Consider the following 6,855-nt stretch of genomic DNA (forward strand, 5'->3'; position numbering starts at 1 on the left):
TAAGATGAAAGAATTAATGATAAAACCAGTACTTTATAACTATAGTACAGCGGCAGAGTTTGCCAATGCTTTTGAAATTGGAGAAGGTGATCTGGTCATTTCAAATGAGTATATTTATACACCTTATTTCGGACAGCTCTCATTAGGATGTGATGTACTGTTTCAAGAAAAGTATGGCATGGGCGAGCCGACAGATGATATGGTGGAAGCCATTTGGAGTGATATAAAAAAACCGTATAAAAGAGTGATTGCAATTGGCGGTGGTACAGTGATAGATGTTTCAAAACTATTTGCATTAAAAGAGGTATCACCAGTACTGGATTTATATGATGGAGTTATAAAACCAGAAAAGGCAAGAGAGCTAATATTGGTTCCCACAACTTGTGGTACCGGAAGTGAAGTAACAAACATCTCGATTTTAGCTTTGAACAGCCGTGGGACGAAAAAAGGATTGGCAGTAGATGAGCTGTATGCTGACAGTGCCGTTCTTGTTCCTGAGTTAATGAATGGATTACCCTTCGGTGTATTTGCCACAAGCTCAATTGATGCACTGATTCATGCAGTGGAGTCAAGTCTCTCTCCAAAAGGAAATGAAACGACGAAGCTATTTGGCTACAGAGCCATTGAAATGATTCTGCGTGGCTATATGGAAATAGCAAAATCAGGTCCAGAAGCTCGTTTGCCATTACTAAATGATTTTCTTCTTGCAAGTACCTATGCAGGTATTGCCTTTGGAAATGCAGGATGTGGAGCCGTTCATGCTTTAAGCTATCCACTTGGAGCAGCTTATCACGTGCCTCACGGGGAAGCGAATTACGCGATTTTTACTGGTGTAATGAATAATTATATGGAAATTAAAACAACAGGAGAAATTGCAAGACTCAATGGTTTTATGGCAAATATTCTTGGCTGCAGCCCAGATAATATTTATGAAGAACTGGAGAAATTATTAAATCATTTGATCCAGAAAAAGGCATTGTCTGAGTATGGTATGGAAGAAAAGGAAATCGAAGCCTTTACCGATTCAGTTATTGAGAATCAGCAAAGATTGTTAGCCAACAATTTTGTTCCACTAGACAGAGAAAGAATTTTGAAAATATATCGTGAGCTGTACACTAAATAGCAAAGGGAGGAAATAGCAATGGCACTTATGACAGGTGAGCAATACATAGAAAGCATCCGCAAATTGAATATGAAAGTTTATATGTTTGGTGAAAAAGTAGAGAATCCAGTGGATCATCCTATTTTAAGACCATCTTTAAACTCTGTGAGAATGACATATGATTTAGCACAAGATCCGGAATATCAGGATTTAATGGTTGTAGAATCACCATATTCAGGAAAAGCAGTCAATCGCTTTACACATATTCATCAGAGCACGGAAGATTTAAAAAACAAAGTTAAAATGCAAAGACTCTGCGGACAGAAAACCGCAGCCTGTTTCCAACGTTGTGTAGGAATGGATGCATTTAATGCAGTTTTTTCAACTACTTTTGAAATCGACGAAAAATATGGAACCAAGTACCACGAAAACTTCAAGAAATTTATGTTGTATTCTCAGGAAAATGATTTGACAGTGGATGGAGCAATGACAGATCCAAAGGGAGATCGCTCCAAAGCACCTCATCAGCAAGAAGACCCAGATTTATACCTTCATGTGGTGGAGCGCAGACCAGACGGAGTTGTGGTACGTGGAGCGAAAGCCCACCAGACAGGAATGACAAATTCTCACGAAATTCTTGTAATGCCAACGATTGCAATGGGAGAAGATGATAAAGATTATGCTCTTTCCTTTGCAGTACCAAGTGATACCGATGGGATACTAATGATTATAGGACGTCAGTCCTGTGACACCCGTAAGTTAGAAGGTGGTAATCTGGATGTTGGTAATTCAGAGTTTGGTGGAGTAGAAGCACTGGTTGTATTTGATGATGTGTTCGTTCCAAATGACCGAATCTTTATGAATGGTGAAGTGGACTTTGCGGGGATGTTGGTAGAGCGTTTTGCAGGATACCACCGCCAGTCTTATGGTGGATGTAAGGTAGGTGTAGGTGATGTACTCATTGGTGCAGCAGCAGTGGCAGCAGACCACAATGGAGTGGCAAGAGCATCTCACATCAAGGATAAACTAATTGAGATGACCCATTTAAACGAGACATTGTATTCATGCGGAATTGCCTGTTCAACAGAAGGACATCAAACAGCATCAGGAAATTACATGATTGATGTACTATTGGCCAATGTTTGTAAGCAGAATATCACTCGTTTCCCTTATGAGATTGTGAGATTGGCAGAAGATATAGCAGGCGGCCTGCTGGTTACAGCACCTTCTGAAAAAGATTTTAAAGATGAAAAAATCGGTGCTTATGTTGACAAATATTTTAAAGGAATCGGATCGGTGTCAACGGAAAATCGTTTACGTATTTTAAGATTAATTGAAAACCTGGCACTGGGAACTGCGGCAGTAGGCTATCGTACGGAATCGATGCATGGAGCAGGCTCTCCACAGGCACAAAGAATCATGATTGCCCGTCAAGGAAACTTAGAGCATAAAAAAGCATTGGCAAAAGCAATTGCTCACGTAGATGAATAAGAAATAGTGAGGAAAAGAGAGTATGGGTAAAAACATTAACTGGAAAGAAAAGTACGCAGATAAAATCTGCAAGGCAGAAGAAGCAGTCAAACACATTCAGTCAAAAGATCGTGTTGTGGTAGGACATGCATGCAGTGAACCTACTGTTTTAGTAGATGCAATGGTTGAAGGCGCACGAGAGAATGAGTACCGTGACGTTGAGGTTGTTCATATGGTTCCTATGGGGGAGGCAAAATACTGTCAGCCAGAAATGACAGAGCATTTCCGACACAATGCTATTTTCGTCGGTGCATCAACGAGAAAAGCATTAGCAGAAAAAAGAGCGGATTTTACCCCTACTTTCTTTTCGGAGGTACCGGAATTAGTCAGAACAACATTACGGGGAAATGTTGCACTGATACACGTAAGCGAGCCAGACGAGCATGGCTATTGTTCTTATGGACTTTCTTGCGACTATACAAAACCAGGGGCTGAAGCTGCTGATATTATTATTGCTCAGGTGAATCAAAATATGCCTTGGACAATGGGAGATAATTTTATTCATTTGAGTGAAATAGACTATATTGTTTTGGCAGAGGAACCAGTAATTGAATTACAACCACCTAAAATCGGGGAGGTGGAGAAAAAGATTGGCGAACACATCGCATCTCTTGTAAAAGATCGTGACTGCCTGCAATTGGGAATCGGGGCAATTCCAGATGCAGTACTGCTCTTTTTGAAAGAGAAAAAGGATTTAGGGATTCACTCAGAAATGTTTTCGGACGGTGTTGTAGAGCTAATCGAAGCTGGTGTCATCACGAATAAGTACAAGCAAATTGATAAGGGACAGTGTGTTGCAACCTTTTTGATGGGGACGAAAAAGTTGTATCAGTATGTTCATAAAAATCCTGCAGTACGGATGATGCCAGTGGATTATGTAAATAATCCACGTGTAATTGCTCAAAATGACAATATGGTATCCATTAATTCTTGTGTAGAGGTGGATTTAATGGGTCAGGTTTGCTCAGAATCAATTGGGTTAAAACAAATATCGGGAGTGGGTGGCCAGGTAGACTTTGTCCGGGGGGCACAGATGTCGAAGAACGGGAAAACAATTATTGCGATGCCGGCTACGGCTTCAAAGGGAAGTGTTTCCAGAATTGTACCATATATTACGGAGGGTGCAGCTGTGACCACATCCCGAAATGACGTAGATTATATTGTGACAGAATATGGGATTGCTCAGTTAAAGGGAAAAACATTGAGACAACGAGCGGAAGCGCTAATCGCAATTGCAGCACCTCAATTTCAAGGTTATCTTCTAGAGGAATTTGAACGTCGCTTTGGATAGAAAGGAGTTACATGGGTATCGTAGAAAATAAAAAAGTAGTAATAGCAAGTGCATGCAGAACACCTATTGGATCTATGGGTGGTGCACTCAGCAGTGTGCCAGCAGCAAAGCTGGGTGAGATTGTCATAAAGGAAGCTGTGAAAAGAGCAGGTATTTCGCCAGAAGATGTGGATCATGTCTACATGGGATGTGTGATTCAGGCAGGACAAGGACAAAATGTTGCAAGACAGGCTGCAATAGGAGCAGGATTGCCGATTGAAACAACTGCTATGACCGTGAATGTGGTATGTGGCTCGGGATTAGATAGTATCAATATGGCAGCGCGAATGATTCAAACAGGAGATGCAGATGTTGTGATCGCAGGTGGAACAGAGAATATGTCAAAAGCACCATATGCTCTTGACAAGGCTCGTTATGGATATCGTATGGGGAATGCGACCATGATAGATACAATGGTGCATGATGCGTTATGGGAGGCGTTTCATGATTATCATATGGGAATCACGGCAGAAAATATCTGTGATCAATGGGATTTAGATCGAGAGATGCTGGATCGATTTGCAGCAGAAAGTCAGCAAAAGGCTTGTAAAGCAAGGATGCAAGGTAAATTTAAAGATGAAATTGTTCCAGTTGAAGTAAAGAGTCGAAAAACAACAATCACAGTAACGGAAGATGAAGGACCACGGGAGAATACAACGACAGAAGGAATTGGAAAATTAAGGCCGGCATTCCGAGAGGATGGACGAGTAACAGCAGCCAATGCGTCTACCATTAATGATGGTGCAGCAGCAGTGGTTGTCATGAGTGAAGAAAAAGCCAAGGAGCTGGGGATTACTCCAATGGCTACCTATGTAACCGGTGCATTGGCAGGTGTTGATCCTGAAATCATGGGGATTGGTCCAGTAGCTTCTACGAATAAAGCAATGAAAAAGGCAGGCATGAGCATAGAAGATTTTGACATTTATGAAGCGAATGAAGCTTTTGCGTCTCAAGCCTTAGCCGTAGCAAAAGAGCTTAGTTTGGATGCCCACAAGCTAAATGTAAATGGTGGAGCTATTGCTCTTGGCCATCCAGTTGGAGCATCAGGCTGTCGTATTTTTGTTACCTTGCTTCATGAGATGCAGCGTGAAAATCTGAAAAATGGATTGGCTACGTTATGCATTGGTGGTGGAATGGGATGCACCGTAATTGTGAAAAGGGAAAACTAAGAGGAGTTGACCATGGGATGTGTAACGTATGAGCAGGAGGGGTATGTTGGCAAGATTACCTTAAATCGGCCAAAAGTGCTAAATGCGCTGAATCGTAAGCTTTTGTTAGAGTTAAAAACGGTGCTTCGGGAAGTGGATTTGAATCAGACAAGATGCTTGATTTTAACGGGAGCAGGAGAAAGAGCTTTCGCTGCAGGAGCAGATATAGGGGAAATGAGTTCCTTTTCGAAAGAAGAGGGACGCACTTTTTCTGCCTGTGGAAATGATATTTTTTTAGAATTGGAAAACTTTCCAATCCCAATTATTGCGGCGATTAATGGGTTGGCATTAGGTGGCGGCTGTGAATTGGCCATCAGCTGTGATATAAGAATATGCACAGAGGAGACCAAGTTTGGACAGCCAGAGGTGTGTTTTGGCATTACTCCAGGATTTGGCGGAACCCAGAGATTAGCAAGGATTGTAGGAAGTGGAAAAGCAAAAGAATTGATTTACACAGGAAGTACGATTGATGGGAAAGAGGCTTATCGAATTGGATTAGTAAATGGGCTATATGGGAAGGAAGAGCTTATGGAAGCAGCATCAAGGCTGGCAAAAACCATAGGGGATAACCCACCGGTGGCAGTACAAAACAGCAAATATGCGATTAATAAGGGCTGCCATATGGAAATGAAAGAAGCGATTAAAATAGAGGAAAAGGTATTTGGAAATTGTTTTGAAACAAAGGATCAGCAGGAAGCCATGGCAGCTTTTCTAAAAAAGTAAAGGGGGGAAATAAAATGAAAGTCGGAATTATTGGTGCAGGAACGATGGGTGCTGGGATTGCACAGGCATTTGCACAGACAGACCAATATGAAGTATGTCTTTGTGATATAAATGAGACCTTTGCTGAAAATGGAAAAAATCGAATTCGTCAGGCTTTGGAAAAACGAGTTGAAAAAGGAAAATTGGAGAGGGAAGTATGCAATCAAATATTAAATAAAATCACAACTGGAACAAGTGAAATCTGTTTCGACTGTGATTTGATTGTAGAGGCAGCTTTAGAAGTCCTGGAGGTGAAACAGGAAACCTTCCAGAAGCTTCATGAAATTTGTAAAGAGGACTGCATTTTCGCAACGAATACCTCTTCGTTATCCATCACTGAGATTAGTCAGAATGTGGGGCGCCCAGTGGTGGGCATGCATTTCTTTAATCCGGCACCAGTATTAAAGTTAGTAGAGGTGATTTCGGGATTAAACACTCCGAAGGAAATGGTTCAGAAGATTATTCGGATTGTTGAGGAAATAGGAAAGGTTCCCGTTGAGGTAGAAGAGTCAGGAGGCTTTGTAGTAAATCGGATTTTAATACCAATGATTAATGAGGCCATTGGAATCTATGCAGAAGGAGGCGCATCGAAAGAGGGTATCGATGCCGCAATGAAGCTAGGTGCGAACCATCCGATGGGACCCTTGGCATTGGGTGATTTAATCGGTCTGGATGTATGTCTGGCCATTATGGAAGTGTTACAAAAGGAATTCGGAGAAGCAAAATACCACCCACACCCCTACCTTAGAAAAATGGTAAGAGGAAGAAAACTTGGGGTAAAAACCGGTAGTGGATTCTACGAATACAATAAATAGCAGACCAGTCGTATGAACGAGGAGGAAAGATTGTGAATTTTGAATTAAGTAAGAAGCATGAAATGGCACGTACTCTGTTTAGAGAGTTTGCCGAGACAGAAGTAAAAC

6 protein-coding genes are annotated in these 6,855 nt (G+C 41.5%); all 6 read left to right on the forward strand.

Going from position 1 to position 6,855, the window contains the following annotated elements:
• Nucleotides 1–4: 4 nt before the first annotated feature.
• The 6 genes from NHH15_RS11055 to NHH15_RS11080 are packed head-to-tail and all read left to right on the forward strand — an operon-like array spanning nt 5 to nt 6,747.
• Nucleotides 5–1,123 carry a 4-hydroxybutyrate dehydrogenase gene (locus tag NHH15_RS11055; protein WP_262066734.1) on the forward strand — a complete coding sequence of 373 codons (1,119 nt, stop codon included), beginning with the start codon at nt 5–7 and terminating at the stop codon, nt 1,121–1,123.
• A gap of 18 nt (nt 1,124–1,141) precedes the next feature.
• On the forward strand, nt 1,142–2,593 hold the full coding sequence (locus tag NHH15_RS11060) for a 4-hydroxyphenylacetate 3-hydroxylase family protein (RefSeq protein WP_262066735.1): 1,452 nt from the start codon (nt 1,142–1,144) through the stop codon (nt 2,591–2,593).
• 22 nt (nt 2,594–2,615) lie between these two features.
• Nucleotides 2,616–3,923 (forward strand): acetyl-CoA hydrolase/transferase family protein, encoded by a 1,308-nt coding sequence (locus NHH15_RS11065; RefSeq protein ID WP_276008907.1) that lies wholly within the window; start codon nt 2,616–2,618, stop codon nt 3,921–3,923.
• An 11-nt stretch (nt 3,924–3,934) separates the two neighbouring features.
• Nucleotides 3,935–5,131, forward strand: a complete 1,197-nt coding sequence (locus NHH15_RS11070; protein WP_262066736.1) for an acetyl-CoA C-acetyltransferase — start codon at nt 3,935–3,937, stop codon at nt 5,129–5,131.
• 12 nt (nt 5,132–5,143) lie between these two features.
• On the forward strand, nt 5,144–5,893 hold the full coding sequence (locus NHH15_RS11075) for an enoyl-CoA hydratase-related protein (RefSeq protein WP_262066737.1): 750 nt from the start codon (nt 5,144–5,146) through the stop codon (nt 5,891–5,893).
• Nucleotides 5,894–5,907: 14 nt separating this feature from the next.
• A complete protein-coding gene (locus NHH15_RS11080) occupies nt 5,908–6,747 on the forward strand; it encodes a 3-hydroxyacyl-CoA dehydrogenase family protein (RefSeq protein ID WP_262066738.1) in 840 nt (279 codons plus the stop codon).
• Nucleotides 6,748–6,855: the final 108 nt, after the last annotated feature.

It is taken from the genome of Aequitasia blattaphilus (genome assembly GCF_024721305.1).
Lineage (GTDB): Bacteria > Bacillota > Clostridia > Lachnospirales > Lachnospiraceae > Aequitasia > Aequitasia blattaphila.